Source organism: Soonwooa purpurea (assembly GCF_053891095.1).
In genome coordinates this window covers 147,119-169,448 of sequence record NZ_JBSSMA010000005.1, presented here as the reverse complement: position 1 = coordinate 169,448, position 22,330 = coordinate 147,119, and the positions used below count along the sequence as shown (strand labels likewise).

Annotated in this window: 14 protein-coding genes; 10 read left to right on the top strand and 4 right to left on the bottom strand. The window is 35.8% G+C overall.

Annotated elements, in window-relative coordinates; all coding sequences use genetic code 11:
* Window positions 1-51: 51 nt before the first annotated feature.
* Window positions 52-1,515, bottom strand: coding sequence for a T9SS type A sorting domain-containing protein (locus tag ACVFVN_RS06640; protein WP_456234699.1), 1,464 nt, complete (start codon window positions 1,513-1,515; stop codon window positions 52-54).
* Window positions 1,516-1,662: 147 nt separating this feature from the next.
* On the opposite strand from ACVFVN_RS06640, the gene ACVFVN_RS06635 reads away from it, so the two are divergent.
* On the top strand, window positions 1,663-2,808 hold the full coding sequence (locus ACVFVN_RS06635) for a cystathionine gamma-synthase (RefSeq protein ID WP_456234698.1): 1,146 nt from the start codon (window positions 1,663-1,665) through the stop codon (window positions 2,806-2,808).
* Window positions 2,809-3,106: 298 nt separating this feature from the next.
* On the opposite strand, the gene ACVFVN_RS06630 is transcribed toward ACVFVN_RS06635, so the two are convergent.
* Window positions 3,107-4,291 (bottom strand): hypothetical protein, encoded by a 1,185-nt coding sequence (locus tag ACVFVN_RS06630; protein WP_456234697.1) that lies wholly within the window; start codon window positions 4,289-4,291, stop codon window positions 3,107-3,109.
* Window positions 4,292-4,313: 22 nt separating this feature from the next.
* Complete coding sequence (locus tag ACVFVN_RS06625; protein WP_456234696.1) at window positions 4,314-6,839, bottom strand: TonB-dependent receptor domain-containing protein; 2,526 nt, start codon at window positions 6,837-6,839, stop codon at window positions 4,314-4,316.
* A 282-nt stretch (window positions 6,840-7,121) separates the two neighbouring features.
* Here ACVFVN_RS06625 and ACVFVN_RS06620 point away from each other — a divergent pair, with 282 nt between their 5' ends.
* The 9 genes from ACVFVN_RS06620 to ACVFVN_RS06580 all read left to right on the top strand — a co-directional run bounded on the left by ACVFVN_RS06620 (window position 7,122) and on the right by ACVFVN_RS06580 (window position 21,582).
* Window positions 7,122-7,676 carry an L-threonylcarbamoyladenylate synthase gene (locus ACVFVN_RS06620; protein WP_456234695.1) on the top strand — a complete coding sequence of 185 codons (555 nt, stop codon included), beginning with the start codon at window positions 7,122-7,124 and terminating at the stop codon, window positions 7,674-7,676.
* Between the two features lie 325 nt (window positions 7,677-8,001).
* On the top strand, window positions 8,002-9,426 hold the full coding sequence (locus tag ACVFVN_RS06615; RefSeq protein WP_456234694.1) for a CCA tRNA nucleotidyltransferase: 1,425 nt from the start codon (window positions 8,002-8,004) through the stop codon (window positions 9,424-9,426).
* A gap of 74 nt (window positions 9,427-9,500) precedes the next feature.
* The gene (locus ACVFVN_RS06610; protein WP_456234693.1) at window positions 9,501-10,295 is read left to right on the top strand and encodes a thymidylate synthase; all 795 of its coding nucleotides are present in this window, start codon (window positions 9,501-9,503) and stop codon (window positions 10,293-10,295) included.
* A 71-nt stretch (window positions 10,296-10,366) separates the two neighbouring features.
* The gene (locus ACVFVN_RS06605; RefSeq protein ID WP_456234692.1) at window positions 10,367-12,880 is read left to right on the top strand and encodes a M1 family metallopeptidase; all 2,514 of its coding nucleotides are present in this window, start codon (window positions 10,367-10,369) and stop codon (window positions 12,878-12,880) included.
* A gap of 300 nt (window positions 12,881-13,180) precedes the next feature.
* Window positions 13,181-14,611, top strand: coding sequence for a T9SS type A sorting domain-containing protein (locus tag ACVFVN_RS06600; RefSeq protein WP_456234691.1), 1,431 nt, complete (start codon window positions 13,181-13,183; stop codon window positions 14,609-14,611).
* A 333-nt stretch (window positions 14,612-14,944) separates the two neighbouring features.
* Window positions 14,945-16,618, top strand: coding sequence for a LamG-like jellyroll fold domain-containing protein (locus tag ACVFVN_RS06595; protein WP_456234690.1), 1,674 nt, complete (start codon window positions 14,945-14,947; stop codon window positions 16,616-16,618).
* Between the two features lie 61 nt (window positions 16,619-16,679).
* Window positions 16,680-17,873, top strand: coding sequence for a hypothetical protein (locus tag ACVFVN_RS06590; protein ID WP_456234689.1), 1,194 nt, complete (start codon window positions 16,680-16,682; stop codon window positions 17,871-17,873).
* Window positions 17,874-18,067: 194 nt separating this feature from the next.
* A complete protein-coding gene (locus ACVFVN_RS06585) occupies window positions 18,068-20,833 on the top strand; it encodes a histidine kinase (RefSeq protein WP_456234688.1) in 2,766 nt (921 codons plus the stop codon).
* Between the two features lie 5 nt (window positions 20,834-20,838).
* A complete protein-coding gene (locus ACVFVN_RS06580; protein WP_456234687.1) occupies window positions 20,839-21,582 on the top strand; it encodes a LytR/AlgR family response regulator transcription factor in 744 nt (247 codons plus the stop codon).
* Window positions 21,583-21,650: 68 nt separating this feature from the next.
* On the opposite strand, the gene ACVFVN_RS06575 is transcribed toward ACVFVN_RS06580, so the two are convergent.
* Complete coding sequence (locus ACVFVN_RS06575; RefSeq protein ID WP_456234686.1) at window positions 21,651-22,316, bottom strand: porin family protein; 666 nt, start codon at window positions 22,314-22,316, stop codon at window positions 21,651-21,653.
* Window positions 22,317-22,330 lie beyond the last annotated feature (14 nt).

The following is a 22,330-nucleotide window of genomic DNA, read 5'->3' as shown; positions in this document are numbered from 1 at the left end:
TTCGGCGACAAATATATTTGTCGCCGAACTTTTATATTAATATTTGCACATTTATTTTTTAATAAACTTAAGCGTTTTAGAATCTTTATCGGTTTTAATATTAATCATATAAACGCCTTTCTGTAAAGACGAAACATTCATTGTTTTTTGAATCTCTTTTCCGGAACTGGATTTCAGGGTTTTGCCTGACATATCAATAATTTCCAAATAAAGAAGTTTAGCATCCGTCGAAATATTAAGTTCTGCCTCAACCATACTTGGATAAATACGAATATCCGAAATTGATTTAACATTATTATTAACAGCCAACATATTAATAGTATTAAGATATGGATAACCATCATTAATGCTAGCATCTATCGACCAAACGCCTTCTGGATCAGCTTCGTTCAATAGATTTTTGAAATCCGAAGTTTTCATATCAGCAGTAGATTTGCCTGTAATATCCAGCTCTAACACATCAAAATCAAACTTGCCTACGCCATCTATTGGTGCGATAGTAGAATCAAAAAAAGCATTTGTAACTGTTGTGTTCCCCACGGCGCCTAGGAATCCACCAAATTCTTGCGGAGCCTCAACTGTTCCCGTAGAATATACATTTTTGAAAATCGCATTTTGTTGCGTATATCCTAAGAATCCGCCAGCCAAAAAGGATGTTGCTACCACATTTGCACGGCTGTAGCAGTTAATCATTTCATTGTTTCTGTTTGGTCCAAATGCGAACGTTATAAAACCATTGAAACCGCCCACTATATATTCGCCTTCTACACTTCCTTCGCTATACGAATTAGAAATTTTCGTTTTATCCCAAGATGATCCTGTAAATCCGCCAATCTGGCTAACACCCGAAACACTTCCGCTTGAAGAACAGTTTTTAACTTCAGAATTGGTTAAAATACTTCCCGAAAAGCCACCAACATTGCCACCAGTTGCAACTATTTCTACATTTTTCGCATGACAATTTTCTACATAACTGTCTGTCGAGATATTCCCAATCATAGCACCAACAGTATCTTTTCCAAAAATTTTGGCACCATCTAAGTTTAAATTTTTAAGCTTGGCTTTAAAAAACTGTCCGAATAGCCCAACAAAATTTCCGTTATCGGGACGATTGACTTGTACATTTTTCACTGTTTTGCCAGTACCATCAAAATTTCCAGAAAATGCTTTTTGATTGTTATAACCAATAGGTGACCAAAGATGTGTCGATAAGTCAACATCTTGTGTTAGTGTAATATTCTTTCCTAGGAAATTATTACCGTCAAATACAAGCTTTGCCAAAGCAGCTAGTTCTGCAGCTGTTGCTATTTCGAAATCTGTTTGGGCAGCGTTATACCAACTTGTGTCGGCATAGTCGATCCAATTGGTTGTTGGTAGATTTTTAAGAAAAACAGGCTCTTGTACTGTTTTTACAACATAGCCTTCTGGCAGCTGATTTGGGATCTTTCCGTCATTAAGTTGAGAGAATCCAAATGTGGCGCACAAAAGAGCCAATGTCAGTAAAGTTCTTTTCATAACTATTATTTTGATTTATTAATATAATTCGCAAATACATCGTTTTATCATTGATAAATAAAAGGTTTTTTATATAAAATATTAAAATTTAACAAAAACAAACAACTTTATAAATATGATTATCTTTGCTCTTTAATTTATTTAAAAATGAAATTCAATACAAAAGTTATACATGGTGGTCAACAATACGAACCACACACAGGATCGGTAAATGTGCCTGTATTTTTAACCTCAACATTTGCACAAAAAAGTCCAGGACAATTGCGTGCGGGCTACGAATATTCTCGAGGTGCCAACCCGACAAGACAAGCTCTGGAAGATGCCTTGGCAAGTATCGAAAATGGCGCAAGAGGTTTGGCATTCGGTTCTGGATTAGCCGCGATTGACTGTGTCTTAAAATTATTAAGCCCTGGTGACGAGGTGATTGCTGTTGACGATTTGTACGGCGGAACCTACAGAATGTTCACGAGATTGTTTGATAAATATCAAATAAAATTCACTTTTGTAAATTTTGACGATGTTAACAATATCGAACAATACATCACCGACAAAACAAAATTAATTTGGTTAGAAACGCCTACCAATCCATTGATGAAATTGGTTGACATAAAAGCGGTAACCGATTTGGTAAAAGGAAAAAATATTTTAGTAGCGGTTGACAATACCTTTGCAACACCTTATATCCAAAGACCTTTGGACTTGGGCGCAGACATCGTGATGCACTCCGCCACCAAATATCTGGGTGGACATTCTGATGTTGTGGCAGGTGCATTAATTGCGAAAACGCCAGAGTTGGGCGAGCAACTACACTTCATCCAATTTGCCAGTGGTGGAATTTTGGGACCACATGACTCCTATTTAGTTTTAAGAGGAATTAAAACATTATCTCTAAGAATGCAACGTCACAGCGAAAATGGACAAAAAGTAGCAGAATATTTAGCAAATCATCCTGCTGTTGACCAAGTATTTTACCCAGGCTTGACAAGTCATCCACAATTTGAGTTGGCGAAAAAGCAAATGGGTGAATTTGGAGGTATGGTGTCTTTCACTTTTAAATCAGGAAAAAAAGAAGAAGCGGTTAAGTTTTTAGAAAACTTAAAAGTCTTCACTCTAGCAGAATCTTTGGGTGGTGTAGAATCTTTGGCCAATCATCCAGCGATGATGACACATGCATCTATCCCTGCGGAAAAACGTGCCGAACTGGGCATTACCGATGACCTTATCCGCCTAAGTGCTGGCATCGAAGATATCGAAGATCTAATAGCTGACTTAGAAAAAGCTTTTGAGGCATAAGCCAACTTTATAGAAATTAAGCTTGTAAGACTTGTAAAAAATCTTGAAATAACAGCTTAAAACAAGAGCATGGCAAAAGCCCTTCTGAAAGGCGGTTGCAAAAGGTCTAAACATTTTACCAAAAACACCTTGATAATTTATCCAAAACATCAAGGTGTTTTTTGAATATTAGCTTGATGTTTTTAATACATTAATTTGTTAACTAAAAACCAAGGGCTTCTTATCATCTCAAAAAACAAATCCCGAATCGATAAATCGATTCGGGATCTTTTTTAAAAGTAATATGAAGAAAAAAAGCTTACAATCCACTCCACGTTTTAGCCCAAGTTGGCAATTCTAAAACACTACCTGCACCCGTTGCAGAAGTATTTTCTGTATAAGTGCCGGCCGCTACTGGTTGCGCTGTAGATCCTGATGCAGAAGCAATGCTCACTGCTTTTTCACCGACATTGTCAAATCTAATGTTCGTGAATTTGTTTTTACCAACAAGATTAGCAATGGTTACATCATGCTGAATCGTAATGGCTGTTGCCCAACCCGAGAACACGATATTATCAAGCGTTGCGTTGGTCCCTACTCTGAAAAGATTGGTCCCTGCCCCCTCATTATCTGTTGTTGTATAGCCAATGAAGGTTGCATTTTTAATCGTTGGATTCGACATTGGATTCGCGCTGTTGTTGTTAGAATTGTTATCCGCTTCTATACCTCTGTTACCTACTGTTGCAGAGTTTCTTTTAGCATAAACATTGGTTGCCGTCCCTGTCCAACCTTCTGTCCAGTCAAAAGCATCGTCATCGTTATTAATTGAAATGATATTGCTAACGTTAACAGTACCTCCAAAAAATTCGATACCATCATCTGCACCATCTAATACTGCAACGCCATCGATTTTTGTTCCGCTACCCACACCGAAAAGTGATAATCCGTTATATTCTTTAGAAGCATTGAATCGTGCACCTGCCCATCTGATTTGTGTATAAGTAATAGCGCCATTGCTATCATCAGCAACTGTACCACCATAGGTAAGGTTGGCCACTTCCGAAGTTGCACTTGCACCAGCATTAATTGGTGCTTTACCAGCCAATACGATACCGCCCCAATCTGCTTTTGCTGGCGATGCATTACCAGAAGTGAACACTACTGGATTAGCCACTGTACCATTAGAGAATAATTTTCCACCTTGTGCTACTGCAAGATAAGTGTCTGTCCCACCAGAACAAAGGATTCTCGTACCTGCAGGAATTACCAATTCTGCACCAGCATTTACGATAACTTTACCTTTCATGTGATAAACTGTTTTCGCATCCAGAACCAATTTGTCACCAGAATTTAATGTTACGGTAAAGTTATTTGGGTCAATAGTAAGGTTACCAGGATTAGGCGTAATCGTTGTATCCTCGTTCGACGAACATGAGTTAAAAACACCTACAGTTGTTAAACTTAATGTGCAAAGTACCAATGCACTTGAGAACAATTTTTTCATTTTATTGATTTATTAGATTTAATTAAAATTTATATCCTAGACTTAGACTGAAAATTCTGCCTTTTTGGAAATTATATGTTTCTGAATTGATTTTATTTTCCTGAACTCTACGAATCTCCGGATTAATCAGATTTTTGGCTGCTAATCCCACAGTTACATTGTTTTTGAAATTGAATTTGGCAATAAAATCCAAACTATGTATTGGCTTTTGGATGATGTTACCGATAGTCTGCGTACTGATAGAATATACGTAATTGCCAACATAAGAATAGGCTAAGGTAAGATCCATATCACTCCCTGTATAGAATTTGTGATTGTACCCAAGGTTGGCATTGGCGACAAAATCTGCAGCACCTTGTAATTTGTCTTCTTTAACATCGAAGTTTACTGAGTATAGACCTTGTGTTTCTTTCAGAACTTTATCGTTGTTAAGCTCAGCTTTAGAACTCATGTAACTGGCGTTAAGGAAAGTGTATAGTTTTGATTTTCCAAAGTTTACAATATCTTTTCTAATCTCTGCTTCCACCCCAAAGACATACGCCCAATCGCCAGCATTAAGATAAGAGAAAAATGGGTCTGAACTGTTGATATAAGTTTTCGAAATAGGATTCTGGATGTATTTTCCGAAACCTGTTATAGACAATACTTCTCCAGATTTTGGAAAATATTCCCATTTCAAATCGATGTTGTTGTTATCCGAAGCTTTTAGATATGGGTTTCCGATGGATGTTTCTGTAATATCATTGTACATATACGGCGCCATCTCTTTCAGTTGCGGTAATGTATAAGTTCTGGAAACTGCTAATCTCAAGTTTTGTCTATCGGTAAGGCTGTATTTAAGATTTAAAGCTGGTAAAATTTTGTTATAAGTATATTCGCCATTGTTGGTCGGCGTTGCATATTGTACTTGCCACTCGATATATTGGTAGATATTGTCCAATCTTAGCCCGAATTGCATCATTAATTTATCAGAAAGTTTGTAATCCAAATTGGCAAATCCTGACGTAATGTTTTGCTTTCCGTTATACAATACAGGTTTCAAAACGCCTGCATCTCCAAAGTTACTTGTGATTCTGAAATAATTTTTAGAATAATTATAAGCATTGAATATTTGATCCAAATTGTTAGGATCTTCAACTTCTGCAGTAAAGCCAGCTACTTCATTATTCCATTTGAAGTCCACTTGTTTTGAGAAGAACGTCCTTTTTTTGTAACGTCCTTGGTAACCTGCGGAGATTTTAAAATCATCATTTAATTTATAAGACAAAGTTAAATTCCCTGATATTTCTTTATCATCCAAATCATCGAAGTATCGGTTGTTAAGGCCAGATTCTCTAGTTACAGAATACATGCCTGTTTCCGGATTTTGCACCAATGTGTTGGTAATTCTGTCAGGGCGTTGGCTGTTAAGATAATTGTAACCCGCAATCCAGTTAAGACTCCATTTGTCCGTTAACTTGTGATCTCCACCCAACTGATTGACCAAGACATTTGTAATTTTGTTTTCGCCACGTCTTACGTACGCGCCGCCGTTTTCCGCAATATCTCTGGAAAAACCTTCGTAGATCTTGGCTTCTTGTAAAGTTGAATGGGTGTAATAGGTAATCCATTTCAATTGATGGTTGGCGTTGATTCTGTAGTACAAATTCAGCAATCCTGTGGTGTTGGTTCCGTAATTGAATTTTTGAACTTTATTATAATCTTGATAAAAAATCTCTGAAGCATAACTACCTTGCTTCCCTGTTAAATAACTGAAATCATTATCAAATCCTGCATAGGCATAAAGGTTAAGTCTTCCTGATCCAATTTTGAAGGATTTCCCGCCATCCAAACTCATATTGGTATTAAGCGGCATCAGCATGGATGGACCAAAAGCATCTTTAAAATTCCAACTCGATTTGAAATTATAAGTAGTTAAAGCATTCGCAGGGATTTTTGGTAATTTGGTTCCGAAATAATTAAAACCTTCTTGCGTGTAAAAATTATCTGCCTTAGCATTCTGTGCGTTGTAACCGCTTCCAAGATTAAATCCTACATAAGCTTTTCCTGTATGTTCTTTTGAAACAATATTAATATTAGCCCCGCCAAAGTCGCCAATCATTCTTGGGTTATAGACTTTTTCTAAAGCAATAAGGTCAATAATATCTGTTTTTAAAAGACCTAAATCGATATTTTTATTCTCTGGATCGTCGGAAGGAATCGGAAGGTTATTAAGTGTTGTCGTATTGTAACGATCGATCAAACCTCTTACAGCAATCGTGTTGCTGCCTTCTTGTTTTACAGTACTTGTCGCTTTGGTAACTGCGGTAGCAACATCGCCTACGCCTTGTTTTTTCAACTGTTCAGACCCTACATTCTCAATAACTTCAGCAGATTTTCTTTGCAGATTGATGAGGTTAGATTCTTTACCTTTTTTGTTACTTCCTTGGATGATGACACCTTCGATAGCTTTCGTAGACTTTATCGTGTCGTTGTTTTGTTGTGCTAGTATCGTTGTTGTTGCTCCAAATAGGAATAAAACACCGATGCTTAGTTTGTTAATTTTCATTTTTACTTTCTTACTTTTTTTCTTCGTTGACAAAGGAAACAAAGTATAGGAGCAGAAATCGTATTGATTTTTTTAATTAAACTTAAAAAAAACTTTAAGAAAATAGATATTATGTTAAATTAGTTTTAACATCTGAATAAATGGTAAACTTCCGTTCATTTATAATTAAATTTGAAGCGTCAAAAATTAAGACACCAACAAGAATTAAAACTTAAAAATTTAAAAATCAAAGCTTTACAAGTTTAAATCATCTTAACACCTTATATTAACAGATTTTCAATCATGAGCCTAGAAAAAGCAGTAGATATATTAAAAAATGGCGGCAACATTCTTTACCCGACCGATACGATTTGGGGACTTGGCTGTGACGCTACCAATCCAGAAGCTATAAAAAAAGTATTCGATATCAAACATCGTGATACCCACAAATCCATGATTATATTGGTAGAAAACGAAAAACGTTTGCAAGATTTGGTGGACGTTCCAGAGATGGCTTGGGAGATTATCGACCTATCAGAAAAACCTGTAACCATTGTTTACGAATCCGCAAAAGGTCTTCCCAAAGAAGCTTTGGCAGATGATGGCTCCATTGGAATAAGATTAGTAAAAGACGAATTTTGTAAAAAATTAATTTCAAAACTTAACAAACCCATCGTATCGACTTCTGCTAACCTTAGTGGTGACAAAAGTCCGCTGCAATTTGCTGACATCTCTAAAGAAATCGTTGATGCCGTAGATTATGCTGTGGAAGAAAATCGTGAGAAAATTTCGAAATACAGCGGTTCTTCGGTAATTAAAGTTTGGAAAGATGGACAAATAAAAGTTTTGAGAGAATAAACATTGACTAGAAAAACTTCAGGCGGCACATACGGTGCCGCCTGAAGAAAAAATAAACTATGAAAAAAAACTACTATACTTTTTACTAACTCATTTAATTCTACGTATAGCTTTTATTCGGGGTAAAATTCTCCATATTCATACCAAATTCAAAAATATGCCATATATTATAACAATGATTGTCATACACTTACACGATTTGACAACATTGTTAAAATCTTTAACAAAAAAACAAGACAACTTGACATTTATCATTTAAGACAATAACATTCAGAAAAAATTTCGAAAGCCTTATCTTTGCAACCAATTATTTGCTGAAAGTCTTATGATCATTAATCTAAATCAGAACCAAAACCTCAAACTTTTCAAAATCATTTCAGAAGTTGCCCATCGCAACCAACAATCTGTTTATATCGTGGGAGGCTATGTTCGGGATTTAATAATGAAACGGAAAGCTCCCACAGACATAGATTTTGTTACAGAATCCTCTGGGATAAAACTTGCCGAGAGCATCGCCCACGAGATCAATCCCAATCTTAAAGTTTCCGTTTTCAAAACTTATGGGACCGCCATGTTCCGTTACAAAAATTTGGAACTCGAATTTGTAGGCGCCCGAAAAGAAAGCTACAGCGAGGACAGCCGCAAACCATTTGTAGAAATTGGCAGCTTGGAGGACGATCAAAAACGCCGCGATTTCACCATCAACGCTATGGCGATTTCTCTTAACAAAGACAATTTTGGCGAACTGATCGACCCTTTCGGTGGTCTTAAAGATATTGAACAAAAAATTCTTCGCACGCCGCTAGAGCCTTTACAAACCTATTCGGATGATCCTTTGAGAATGATGCGTGCTATTCGGTTTGCGTCCACACTCAATTTTAATATTGAAGAAAAATCTTTGCAAGCCATCAAAACAGAAGTTGAAAGAATCCACATCGTTTCTATGGAACGCATCATGGTGGAATTCAACAAGATTATGATGTCCGAAAAACCATCGATTGGGCTAAAAATTCTTGAGGAAACTGGTTTATTACAAATCATACTTCCAGAACTTACCGCACTAAAAGGAATTGAAGAAATTGATGGACAAACCCACAAAGACAACTTTTATCATACACTGGAAGTCGTTGATAATATTGCACCAAATACTGATAAACTTTGGCTCCGTTGGTCGGCACTACTCCACGATATCGGAAAAGCACCTACGAAAAAATTTGTTGAAGGCACAGGTTGGACTTTTCATGGACACGAATTTGTGGGTTCGAAAATTATAAAATCGATTTTTAAACGCTTAAAATTACCATTAAATCAAGACCAAAAGTTTGTGGAAAAACTGGTAAGAATGCACGCCCGACCAATTGCCTTGGTGACGGATGACACCTCGGACTCTGCGCTGCGTCGCCTTTTGTTTGACGCCGGAGAAGATTTAGAGGATTTAATTATCTTGTGCAAGTCCGACATCACCACAAAAAGTTACGCGAAGCAAACTCGTTTCAAAAAGAATTTTGAATATGTGTTCCAAAAAATAAAAGAAGTCGAAGAAAAAGACCATATCCGAAACTTCCAACCACCAATTTCTGGGGAAGAAATTATGGATATGTTCAACCTAAAACCGGGGCGCGAAATCGGAATTTTAAAAGAAAAAGTAAAAGAGGCCATCCTAGAAGGCGAAATTGCCAACGACAAAACGGAAGCCCGAGATTTTGTTATTAAAGAAGCTAAAATTTTAGGATTAAATTTGGTATCCTAAATCAGGCTTTTATCATTTCTTTTTTTATTAAATTTGAACTTCCTTGAAAAAGTAAAATAAAATTAAAAACGCTCATGCAAAACTATTTGGATCTCCTTCAACACATCAAAGATAACGGAACTGACAAAACCGACCGTACCGGAACGGGCACTAGAAGCGTGTTTGGTTATCAATTGCGTTATGATCTATCCAAAGGTTTTCCTCTTGTAACCACCAAAAAACTCCATCTCAAATCGATTATTTATGAATTGTTGTGGTTTTTAAAAGGCGACACAAATATTAAATATCTTAATGAGAATGGTGTATCGATCTGGGACGAATGGGCGAATGAAAATGGCGACCTTGGTCCTGTCTATGGCGCGCAATGGCGAAGCTGGCAAGGTGCCGATGGGCAAATTGTTGACCAAATAACCGACGTAATCGATCAAATTAAAAAAAATCCAGATTCTCGCCGACTAATCGTTTCTGCATGGAACGTTGCCGAAATACCTAATATGGCTTTAGCACCTTGTCACGCGATGTTTCAGTTTTATGTAGCAGACGGAAAATTGTCATTACAACTGTACCAAAGAAGTGCTGATGTTTTCCTTGGTGTTCCTTTTAACATTGCGAGTTATGCGTTGTTATTGATGATGGTAGCGCAGGTTTGCGATTTGGAAGTTGGCGATTACGTTCATAGTTTTGGCGATGTTCATATTTACAACAACCATTTTGAACAAGTAGAAAGACAACTTTCCCGCGAACCAAAAACACTTCCAACAATGAAATTAAATCCAGAAATAAAAAATATTTTTGATTTTGATTTTGAGGATTTTACCTTAGAAAATTACGATCCTTATCCAGGAATAAAAGCACCTGTAGCGGTGTAAGCCTATAGTGAAGTTTTTTGGCTTCACTTTTTTGTAAGCTTAATTTATTAATCTTTAGTACTATTTTAAATATGAAAAAACTTATTTTATCAGTAAGTTTAATCGGGATATTTTTACCAGAATTATCTTTTGCACAAACCGAAACTTCGGGTAGAGAAAAAGTCTATCGTGCCACACACACCAAAATGACAGAACTAAAACACACCAAACTAAAAGTTAGTTTCGATTATGAAAAAGAACATCTTCATGGTGAAGAATGGCTGACAGCAGCGCCCTTTTTCTATCCAACAGATTCTTTGGTTCTCAATGCGAAAGCAATGCTTATCCACGAAGTTGCTTTGGATAAAAATGGTTCTAAACAAACTTTAAAATATGATTATAAAGATGATATACTGAAAATTAATCTTGATAAAGTTTATTCAAAAAATCAAGATTATACCGTTTACATCAAATATACAGCGCGCCCAAATGAAGTCAAACAAAAAGGAAGTGCCGCCATCAACGATGCTAAAGGTCTATATTTTATCAATGCACAAGGAAAAGATCCGGACAAGCCTGTACAAATCTGGACACAAGGCGAAACAGAATCGTCTTCGGCTTGGTTCCCAACTATTGATAAAACCAATCAAAAAACAACACAGGAACTTTACATGACGGTTCCCGACAAATATGTCACACTTTCTAACGGACTTCTAAAAAGCTCAACCAAAGAAGCTAATGGCTTGCGAACAGATTATTGGGTGATGGACAAAAAACATTCGCCATATCTTTTCTTCATGGGCGTTGGCGATTTTGCAGTCGTGCAAGACCAATGGAAGAATATCCCTGTCAATTATTTTGTAGAAAAGGAGTATGAGCCTTATGCGAAACAGATTTTCGGCAACACACCGGAAATGATTGAATTCTTTTCAAACAAGCTAAATTACCAATATCCGTGGGCTAAATATGACCAAATGGTGGGTCGAGATTATGTATCTGGCGCCATGGAAAATACCACTGCAACTTTGCATGGCGAATTGGCGCAACAAAAACCTGGTGATCTTATCGATGAAAACCGTTGGGAAGATACCATAGCGCACGAATTATTTCACCACTGGTTTGGCGATTTGGTGACTGCCGAAAGCTGGAGCAATCTTACCGTAAACGAAAGTTTTGCTGACTATTCCGAATATCTTTGGAATGAACATAAATACGGCAAAGACGAAGCCGATTATAAAATGATAAAATCTTTGCAAGCCTATAAAATGAATCCAGCTAATTTTTCTAAAAACTTGGTTCGTTTTGATTATGATTCTCGTGAAGATGTTTTCGACTCGGTCACTTATAACAAAGGTGGTGGCATACTTCACATGCTTCGAAATTATCTTGGCGATGATGCTTTTTTTGCAGGGCTTAATGATTATCTTAAAACTTATGAATATGGGAATGCTGAAGCACAACAATTGCGATTGTCCTTGGAAAAAGTTTCTGGAAAGGATCTCAATTGGTTTTTCAACCAATGGTATTATGGATCGGGACATCCCAAATTAAGCATCAATTACACTTACGAACCCGTTAAAAAACAAGTCAACGTATCGGTAACACAGACACAGTCGGGGCCTTATTTTCAGTTCCCGTTGGCGATTGATGTTTATGAAAATGGAATCCCAAAACGTTATAATGTATGGGCAGATGCGAAAGCTAGTCAAAGTTTTACATTCAATTTTTCGCAACAACCTAACTTAGTCAATGTCAATGCGGATCAAGTTTTATTGACTGAGATTTCCGACACCAAAACTGCTGACCAATATTTTGTTCAATACACCAAGGCGAAAGAATTTAAAAGTCGTTATTTGGCAGTAGAATTTGCGAAAGAAAATATCGATAAAAATCCTTCAGTTTTAAAAATTCTTGCTGCAGCTTTAAAAGATTCTTCCCACAGAATTCGCATTTTAGCTTTAGGCGCTTTGGATTTATCAAAACCTGAACAAGCTAAACTACTTATAAAAGATGTTGAAAATATTGCTCAAAACGATCCAAAAACATTAGCACAAGCCGCGGCAATTTCGGCACTTTCTAAAACGAAAGATAAAAAATATCTAAATATCTATGAGAAAGCAAGCGCAGCTATTTCTAATGCTGTTAAAGGAAATGCAATTGCAGCCTTGGCCGATATAGATTCTCAAAAAGTGATTCCTTTGATGGAAAACATTGACTTGTCTAATGCTTCCGAAGATTTGACTAGCAAATTACTTCCTATCATTGTTAAAAACAAAATCGCCTCACAAATGGCAAGCATTGGATCACAAGCGGCTTTTTATCCGTTTATAAAATTTCAGGATCCCGAATTGGGCGCAGTTGCAGAAGAAGCTTACAACTGGATTATGACCAGTGATAATACAAAAGCAACAAAAGCGGTTACTAAAATTCTATCGCAAGCGAAAAGCGAAATATCTAGCAATCCGCAAGCGAAAATGATGTTGACGCAAATCCTTAAAGATGGATTAAATAAAAAAATGCAACTTCTTAAAAATAGTCCAAAAAGTCAGTCGCTTCACGAGCAAATTGATGCGCTTAATAAAACAATTGAGGATTACAGCCATTAGAATTTTTAATCCTAATATTAAATGATTGTCGAATAGAAATCTTTATTATTCAGTATTCGTTATCACAAAAACAGCTAGCGCGAAACTTTGTTTCGCGCTAGCTGTTTTTTAATTTAATAAGTATTTTCAAAATATTTTCGCCAATAATATTTTTTACACTATTAAAAATTCACCCACTGTTATTTTTTTACACAAATTAAAAAAGTACTATCATAAAGTCTTTTTCCGTTTTCATAAGTTCTTAGAATTTTCACTCTTGAGGTTTGATTTTCTTTGCAGAAACTTTAAATCAGTCTACTCATGAAAAAAACAATTTTACTTTTTACAGGATTACTTGCTTCTTGGTGTTTCGGACAAACAATTCCGACACCTGTATATCATCATTCGTTTTCGGAAAGCTTATCAGCAAATAATTTTACTGTTAGTACAACAAAAATTAGCCTCGATACAGATCGTAATGAAGAAGCAAATAAATCAGCAAAGTTAGAAGCTGATCATGGTGCTATAAAGCTTACGCCAACTTCGTCTCATTTTAACAATCTGAGAAGCAGTGGAACCATCTCCATGTGGTACAAACATGAAGGTACTGGTGCAAGTGCTTTTGGAAGCGACAAACCTTTGGTGTATTGGTCCAACAAGCAAACATTTTACCAAGAGGCTTTACTTTTCGCGTTAACCAATGATGGGAAAGTAAAAGTAGCTTCCTACGTTAGTACCAACCCCAATGGCAACGGACACTCTGCATCACAAGTTGGAGGAGAATTTCCGACTACAGATTTTGGTTGGAATCACTTTACTTTAACTTGGAATATGGGAACTAACGGATACATAAAAGCTTACGTTAACGGCAAAAAAATAATCGATACTGCGGCGCCTATTTTTTCCATCCCATCTACCAGCTCTCCTGATATTTATTTCACTGGATTTAGTGATACCCATTCCAGTTCTTTATACGGAAATATAGATGAAATTAAGGTTTTCACGCAAGTTCTCGACGACTCACAAATTGCCAAAATGTTCGCTCAAGAATTACCCACTTTTTGCGAAGTCAATATTCCCGATACCAATTTTAAAAATGCTTTGGTCAACCACCATTTAACCGATAATTTCCCGAAAGTGGATCTTAATGGTGATGGAAAAATCCAATGTATGGAAGCTAAAGTTTACAACTCGACGTTAATGCTTACCAAAAAGAACATATCAGACCTTACAGGTATAGAAACTTTTACAATGCTTGGGGGGCTTGCTGCGGGCGAAAATAATTTAACCAATGTTGATATCAGCAATAATAAACGCTTAACCCAGATTAATGTGGGGCTTAACCAATTGACTTCTTTAAATGTTGCTAATGGAAACAACACCAAATTTATTGTAATGTTGGCTTATTTCAACCCCAACTTAACCTGCATACAAGTTGATAGCATTGCAAGTACGAGCACTTGGACCAACCACAATTTTGATTCTCGGTCAAAATACAGCGAAAACTGTAGCGGTACTATGGCGGTTTCTGATATTAACAAGAAACAAATAATGCTTTCTCCTAATCCAACAGCTGGCATGGTAAAACTATCAGAAAAAGCAAATGTCCAAGTTTTCGATACTTCGGGAAGATTACTTGGTTCTTACAAAAATGTAGAAAATGTGGATTTATCTACTCAAAAGCAAGGTGCTTATATCTTGAAATTAAACAATGATAACGGCACACAAACGACGAAAATTATTAAAAACTAAGATGTCAAAATAAAGCTTTGGTATATAATAAACTAGCAGCTTTTGAGCTCAAATTAATAATGAGATCATTATTATAATTAAGTATTTTTTCAAATGATAGCCTAATTGCGCGAAACTTTGTTTTGCGCAATTTTTTTAAAAACTAAGACACTTTGCTTCATGCATTATTTTGTGGGCAACACGTTTTTACATGAGTATAAATTAGGTCGAAGTCTTTTTTTGAAACAAATTAGAATATACTTTTCATAAAGTCTCTTTCCGTTTTCATAAGTTCTTAGAATTTTCACGCTTGAGGTTTGATTTTCTTTGCATCAACTTTAAATCAATATGATTATGAAAAAAACATTTTTACTTTTTACAGCATTGCTTGCGTCTTTTTGTTTGGGGCAAACACTCCCAACGCCTATATACGAGGCAAAGTTTGAAGGTTCTGATTGGGCTACGCCACCTGGATTTACTATAGAAACTGCTAATTATAGTAGCTATAGAAGTCCAGATCAATTCCGTAATCAAAATTCGGCTTTGGGTTGTTCATCTCCTCACGGCGAAATAAAACTAGAAGGGACCAACGCTTCTTTAAAACAACAAGGGACCATGTCGTTTTTTGTTCTTTACCAAAACCCGACTGCTACACCAAGTTCGGTAACTAAAATTAACGGTGTCTATCCAATAATGTATTTAAGCAGCGGTACAGCCAATGCTTCGGAAGGATTAATGCTGGGTATAACAGAGTCTGGAAAGCTGGCGTTTAAAAGCTATATCAATTCCACAACAGGTGTTACTCAGCAATCTACGGAAGAGCTTTATGCTAATCAATGGCATCATTTTGCAATTTCTTACCAATTCGGGGCTAATGGTCACATCACGGTTTACAGAAATGGAAAGCAGATGTTTCACCAAAATATTTCACATGAGTTAATCAACAACACCAACCCATTCGAGTTTTTTGGTTTTACAGCGCCTGGATCTACTTACAAATCCTCTTTATCAGCTAATTTGGATGAAGTTCGTGTATATGATATACCTTTTAATGCCGCAGAAGTGAAAGACCTTTATACCTCATATTTTGCCATTACAAAAGGAAGTAAAATTGCAAAGTATGATTTTAATAATTCTGATTTTAATGACTATTTCTCCAATTATCCTTCAATAATTGTGCATCCTTCAGTTATCAATTATAAAACCTACACCCATTATGGAGTTGATAACATTGGCCTAGAACTACATAAAGGTAATAACGCAGCAAGTACAACCTATGCTGTTACAGGTATTAAAACAAACGATTTGGGAGATAAATTCAGTGTGGCTTTTGCATATAACAGAACATCCAGCCTACAGGCTAATACTTCACAAACCTTTACACCTATAGTTAGCATACCAACAGAAACGGGAGACATAGCGGTAGGTTTCGTTAAAGCTAGTCAAAAAGTTGCTATTAGAATAAATGGTACAGAATATCCGCAAGATTTCAGCTCATACCTTCAGCAATACAATCATTATGCAATGACTGTAGATAATGAAGCCAAAACGATAAAATTATACTTTAATGCATCGCTAATAAAAACGATTGACCTTGCTTCTCCTATTTCTATTAAACCATCTACAAGTCTCTTTGTTGGTACCGATGGAAAAGCAACTCCTGAATATATGTTTGGACAAATTGATGATTTAATCATCGTGAACAAGTTGTATACCCAAGAAGAGGTAAGTAAAACCCAATGGCAATGGTATAGAAACATCCATTCTTACACCGATGATTCTGGAACATTAGCGACTAATAACATAAAAAACAAGCAAAATTCTATAAAAACCTATCCTAACCCAACGACAGACATTGTAAAACTATCAGAAAAAGCAGATGTACAAGTTTTTGACACTTCAGGAAGATTAATAGGTTCTTACAAAAATACGGATAATGTAGATTTATCAGCTCAAAAGCAAGGCATTTATATTCTAAAATTAAATAATGCTAACGGCATACAATCAACGAAAGTCATTAAAAGATAAAAACTCTAACACAAAGCTTCGAGACCTAAAAACCTTGAAGCTTTAAAAACTCAAATTAATTATGACAAAATTAACCACAATCTGTTTGGTCACATTTATGACAACAAGCATACAAGCACAGAGCGGCCTTTTCGGTAAACTTGCCGAAAAATTAGAGCAAGCTACTGGAAGTTCAGGAAGTTCAGGTTCAGGGATTAATGAAAAGGAAGTAAAAAAAGATGTAGAATCTACGGTTTTGGATAGCAAGCCCATCAATAAAGATAGTCGAAATCTGAGCGGAATTTATTTCGCAAAATATCCAATTCGGATTGGGCAATTCGCATCTGGAAAATACAATTACGCCAAGAAGTTTTTGGTGAATTATGAAGAAGGTGAAAAACAAGAAATAGAGTTCGTTTCTCGGTATTATTATGAAAACAGGAAGGACATTCCACCATTGGTTTATGCTCCCGCTCCAGGAACACCAGATTATTTTCCGGTAACCACAAGTAAGAAATTGGGACATCTCCATTTGGATGGTATTAGCGATAATAAATATGGTGGAAGCTCAACAACAAACTACGCCAACCAAAGTCGTTTTATGGATTTCTTTGCGACCAACGGAAACTACGTCAAACAAGAAGGAATGTTTTTTAATTATGAAGGCTTGTTAGAATTAGAAGAAGGCATCATCGTTATCGCTCGTTTAGATTATATTCCGAATGCCAATACTCCTGAGAAGTATAAAGTTTTACAAGAAAAAGGAAGCTACAATCTGTTCTACAAAAAGGATAAAGAAGCCAAAGCATTGGCAATGACCGATGCTCAAGTTTGGGATAAAATGAAAGCCTTCTACGACCCGTATTACAAAGCTTACAAAGCTGCAGAAGGAGGAAATGTAGAATTGGTAAAACCAATCGGGAAAATTAAAGATGAACCAAGCAACGCCGAATTAGTAAAAGCAGCTAATGAGAGAATAAAATCAATGCCTCAATTCTCAGAAGATTTGGTGTACTTATATCCTGTAACAGCATGGGAAAATCGTTTCGAAAATGTAGGAATCATGGGACGTACACTAACCCATCGTGTTTTGCAAACGCAGGTTATCCTTAAAAAAGGAGACGAGTGTCAAGTCACTCAATTTCTGATGCGTCAAAACAATTCTTATTCTGCAGGTTCGGCAGCGGAAAAATTCACCGGGAATCCTGTAAAAGCGATTGGTAACACTCATAAAGAGGTTATCAAATGTACTAACGCCATGAAATACAAAAAATAAAAACACGTCTTAAATATAAATTTTCAGTTAGTGATAAACAACTTTGTCGAAGCCTAGTGCTTTGATAAAGTTTTATTGTTAAAAGAAAGGCAATTTCCTTATTTTTGAAAAAAACTATTACTTTGAAATTCCTCTTAGGCTTTTTGTTAATTGTGCAATTTCATTTTGCGCAGACTACACCCTATTCATTCAACTTGGATCGAATATCGGGATTGCCTTCACAGGTTATTTACGATGTTTTCCAGGATAAAAAATCTTTCATTTGGTTCGGAACCGAAAAAGGCATTTGTCGTTATGACGGCTTACAAATCAAGCATATATTGCCTAAAGATTTTGCAATAAAGGCAGTTTCTCATATTTCACAAGATCTAAAAGGAAGAATCTGGTTTCAAGATTTTAGTGGTAGAATATATTACATTCAGGGTACAGAAATCAATCTATTTAAACCTTTCCAAGCCAATGGTTTTTTGAAATACGGGATTATTGGCAATCAACTATTTATCGCAGGAAAAGATGAAGTTAGGGTTTTTAATCTATTAGATTTAAGATTAACTAACAGCATCAAAGTCGATATGACAGGCGTAAAACATAGTATCTCTGATGGCGAAAAATTTTATCTCATTGGTAGCAAAATTCAATCTTTAGACATCAACGGGAAGCTCAACGCAGAAATAACGCCCGACGATTATACTACCAAAATATCGGCGCCGTTGCTGGTCATCAAAGATGGAAAACTTTATATTTTTTCAAAGTTTGGAGAATATTATTTGGGGTTACATCCAAAACCAATTTATCACAAACTTCCCTTCAAAAATATATTCACACAAAATGTAATTGCCTACAACGATTCGTTTTGGTTGGCTTCTACCAAAGGTATTTATCGCATTGATGTTGATGCTAAATCCTATCAACATTTCTTTCCCGACTCCAATATTTCCAGTATCGTAAAAACAACGACCGGCAATTACTGGATAACCAGCCAGAATAAAGGCGCTTATTTCGTAAAAAACTTTGACTCCAATCTTATCGCCACCGCGTCAACACCTATCAGTTTTGAGAAAACGAATAATCAACTCTATTTCAGTACCAACCGAGATGAGATTTTCCGTTTGAAGAATAACCATGTGCAACCTGTTTTCAAAGGCATATCGGATCATGCAATTAACGCTTTTAAAATAGATTCTATTAATCAGAAGTTGCTCATCAGTTCGTCCAAATTTATTATTAAATCCCAACAATCTCAGCTGGAACACGTTTTTGCCGTAAAAGCGATGACGCAGCTGGACAAAAAATATTACGCCATAAGTGCGAGTGGCTGGAATGGCATTATCTACACGGATCCCAACTTACAAAGCGCGTACGATAAAAACTTCGTCAAGTTTCCAAAATACCAATCCAATGGCATTTATTTTATCACCTTAATGGATGGCGAAAATGGAAAATCCAATATTTTTAATCCTCAAGATCAAAGCATTTTTTTCCTGACAAATCATGCGATAAAATACTTTAAAGATGGAGAAATTAAGCAGATTAATTCATCTTCTAAATTTAATTTCACACAGCTTGTCACAGCGCAGTCAACCTGTTTTTTACTTTCTGAAAACGAAATTCTTTACCATATTTCTCCACGTTTACAAATTGAAAAACTGAATTTTGGAAAAAAACACAGCAACGAGAATATTAAAAACATCCGCACCGTAGATAACCAATTGTACTTTACAAAAGAAGGAATTTTGTACCGCTATAATTTTGAAAAAAACACCTTAACTTCCATAATAAACTTGCCACCTTCCACTGATTTTTTCGACATTACAAGTCTTGGAAACCGTCTATTTTTAGCCACCAACAAAGGCATTATTGATATTTCTAAAAACACGAAAAAGACTTCAGAATTTTTGGTTTTGGACATTAACGATGTCAAAGTAAATGGCATTTCTAACTCGAAATTGGAACAACTAAAATCCAATGAAAATAACATCGAAATTTTCTTTGACATCATTTCTTCAATGCCGGTTAGCACCTACAAAATAAAATACAAAATAGATCAAAATCCTTGGGAGATCCTTAATAATTCCGAACGAAGCTTGCGTTTTTCGTCACTTTCTTACGGAAAGCACCAGATTATTCTGCGCATAGAATATGAAGAAAATGTGGTGGACAAAAATTTTTATTTGAAGATTGACACGCCATTTTGGATGACTTGGTGGGCGATTACGTTGGGAATCATCCTTCTTTTAGTGCTCGTTTATCTATATTTTCAAAATAAAATACGACTTCTAAATAAAAAAAATGAAGAAGTCTTAGCAAAATCAAATCTCGAAAAACTCGTTAATGAATCCAAGTTAAAATCGTTGAAATCGCAGATGAATCCTCATTTCTATTTCAATGCGCTTAACACTTTGCAATCGTATATTTTGTCCAATGAAAAAAGTCAAGCGGTATTTTATTTGTCGAAATTTTCTCGTTTGACGCGCAATATTTTGGATATGAGCGATAACGAAAGTCAATCCTTATCCGATGAAATCAGCATGTTGAAAGATTATATCGATCTTGAAAAAATTAGATTTGGTGACGATTTTAATTACCAAATTCATGCGGATCAATCGCTGCTTTCGGACGAGGTACAGCTTCCGAGTCTTATCACACAACCTTTTGTAGAAAATGCAATACAACATGGATTAATGCACAAAAGTGGAATCAAATCTTTAAAGATAGACTTCCGAGATGCCGATGATTATTTTGAAATCCAAATTGCAGACAATGGCATCGGAAGAAAACGCAGCAACGAACTCAATAGGATAAGACAGAATAATCACAAATCTTTTGCTACACAAGCCATTAACGAGCGTATTGCCATACTCAATCAGCAATTGAAAAAAAATATTAGTCTCCGATATACAGATCATGAAAACCCAACCGGAACAACGGTAAGCATTGTAGTTCCCAAACACTTATTTTAATACCCATGAATGCAATAATAATAGATGATGAAGAAAGAGCTAGACTCAATTTGAGGTTGCTAGTTCAGGAGTTTTGTCCAGAAATTGAAATCTTGGACGAGTGTAAAAATATTCCCGAAGCGGTTAAAAGTATTCATAAACATCAACCGAATGTTGTTTTTTTGGATATAGAAATGCCGGGACATAGCGGACTAGAGCTGCTTGATTTTTTCAGTGAAAAAGACGTCACATTTTCCATTATTTTTACAACTGCTTATAACAATTATGCGATAAAAGCGTTTAAACTTTCTGCGGTTGATTATTTGTTAAAGCCGATTAATCCTTTAGAACTGCAAAATGCGGTTGAGTTGGTTAAGAAAAAAAACAACCAAATAGAGCATCTCACCGCACTGAAGCGTAATCTCGAATTGCAAGATACACTTTTGGGAATTCCTGTTTCGGGAAAAATTTTGTTTATCAACTCCAATGATATTTTATATTTAAAAGCCGATGGCTCTTATACGCAGATTGTTAAAAAGGACAATTCGACATTGCTGGTTTCTAGGAATTTAAAATCTTTTGAGGAAAATTTGGAATTTGACAAAAAATTTATGCGCATTCATAAATCTTATATCGTGAATACCAAATTTATAAATGCTATAATAAAATCCAATGGCGGATCTGTAGAACTAATGAATGGTGAAGAAATCCCTATTTCCAACGATAAACTATCCGAGTTAATGGCATTTTTTAAAGTGTTAAAACGTTGAGGATTTACATAAACAACAAGTCGCGAAACTTCGTTTCGCGACTTGTTGTTTATGTAAAGATATTAGTCTTATTCAAAAATATAAGATAATGATAAGCTGATGATATGCTCATTTTTCTTCTTAGCGACATTAGGATCCGAAGTGGCCATTTCTATCGGAGAATTTTTAAGATCCGGATATGTATCCATAAGATGCATGTCGTATCTTGCTGTAATTTCCCATTGACGCTTGTAGCTATATCCAAATCCTGCGCCTACACCAATATTAAATTTATTAGCTTTTCCATATTTGTCGATCGCATAATCTTCTCTTTTAGCTGGAATATTTTTAACTCTTTGATTAATCAAAAAATCAAATCGTGGTCCACCTAATGCAAAAAACTCGCTTTCACCTTCAGAAAAATAAGCTTTAAAACTTATTGGTAAGCTTAAATAATTATTAGCATAAACTGCATGAGGCCATTTATTTTTTTTCTCTTCTTTTTTATCACCAGTTTCACCGGCTCCAAAATAAGTTAACTCTGTTTGGATGTAAAATTGATCATCCGATCCTATTGGTGTTAAAGCTAAAAGCCCACCTTGGACAGAGTATCTCGGCCCAGAAGGATTATGAGCATTTTGCACTCTTGAGTAAGTTGCGCCAGCTGTTAATCCAAATCTGGTTGCATTAAAATCAATCTGCGCACTTGCCAATGTTGCAATGGTGAGAGCACTTCCTAACAGCGTTTTTTTCATTTTGTATTTGTGTG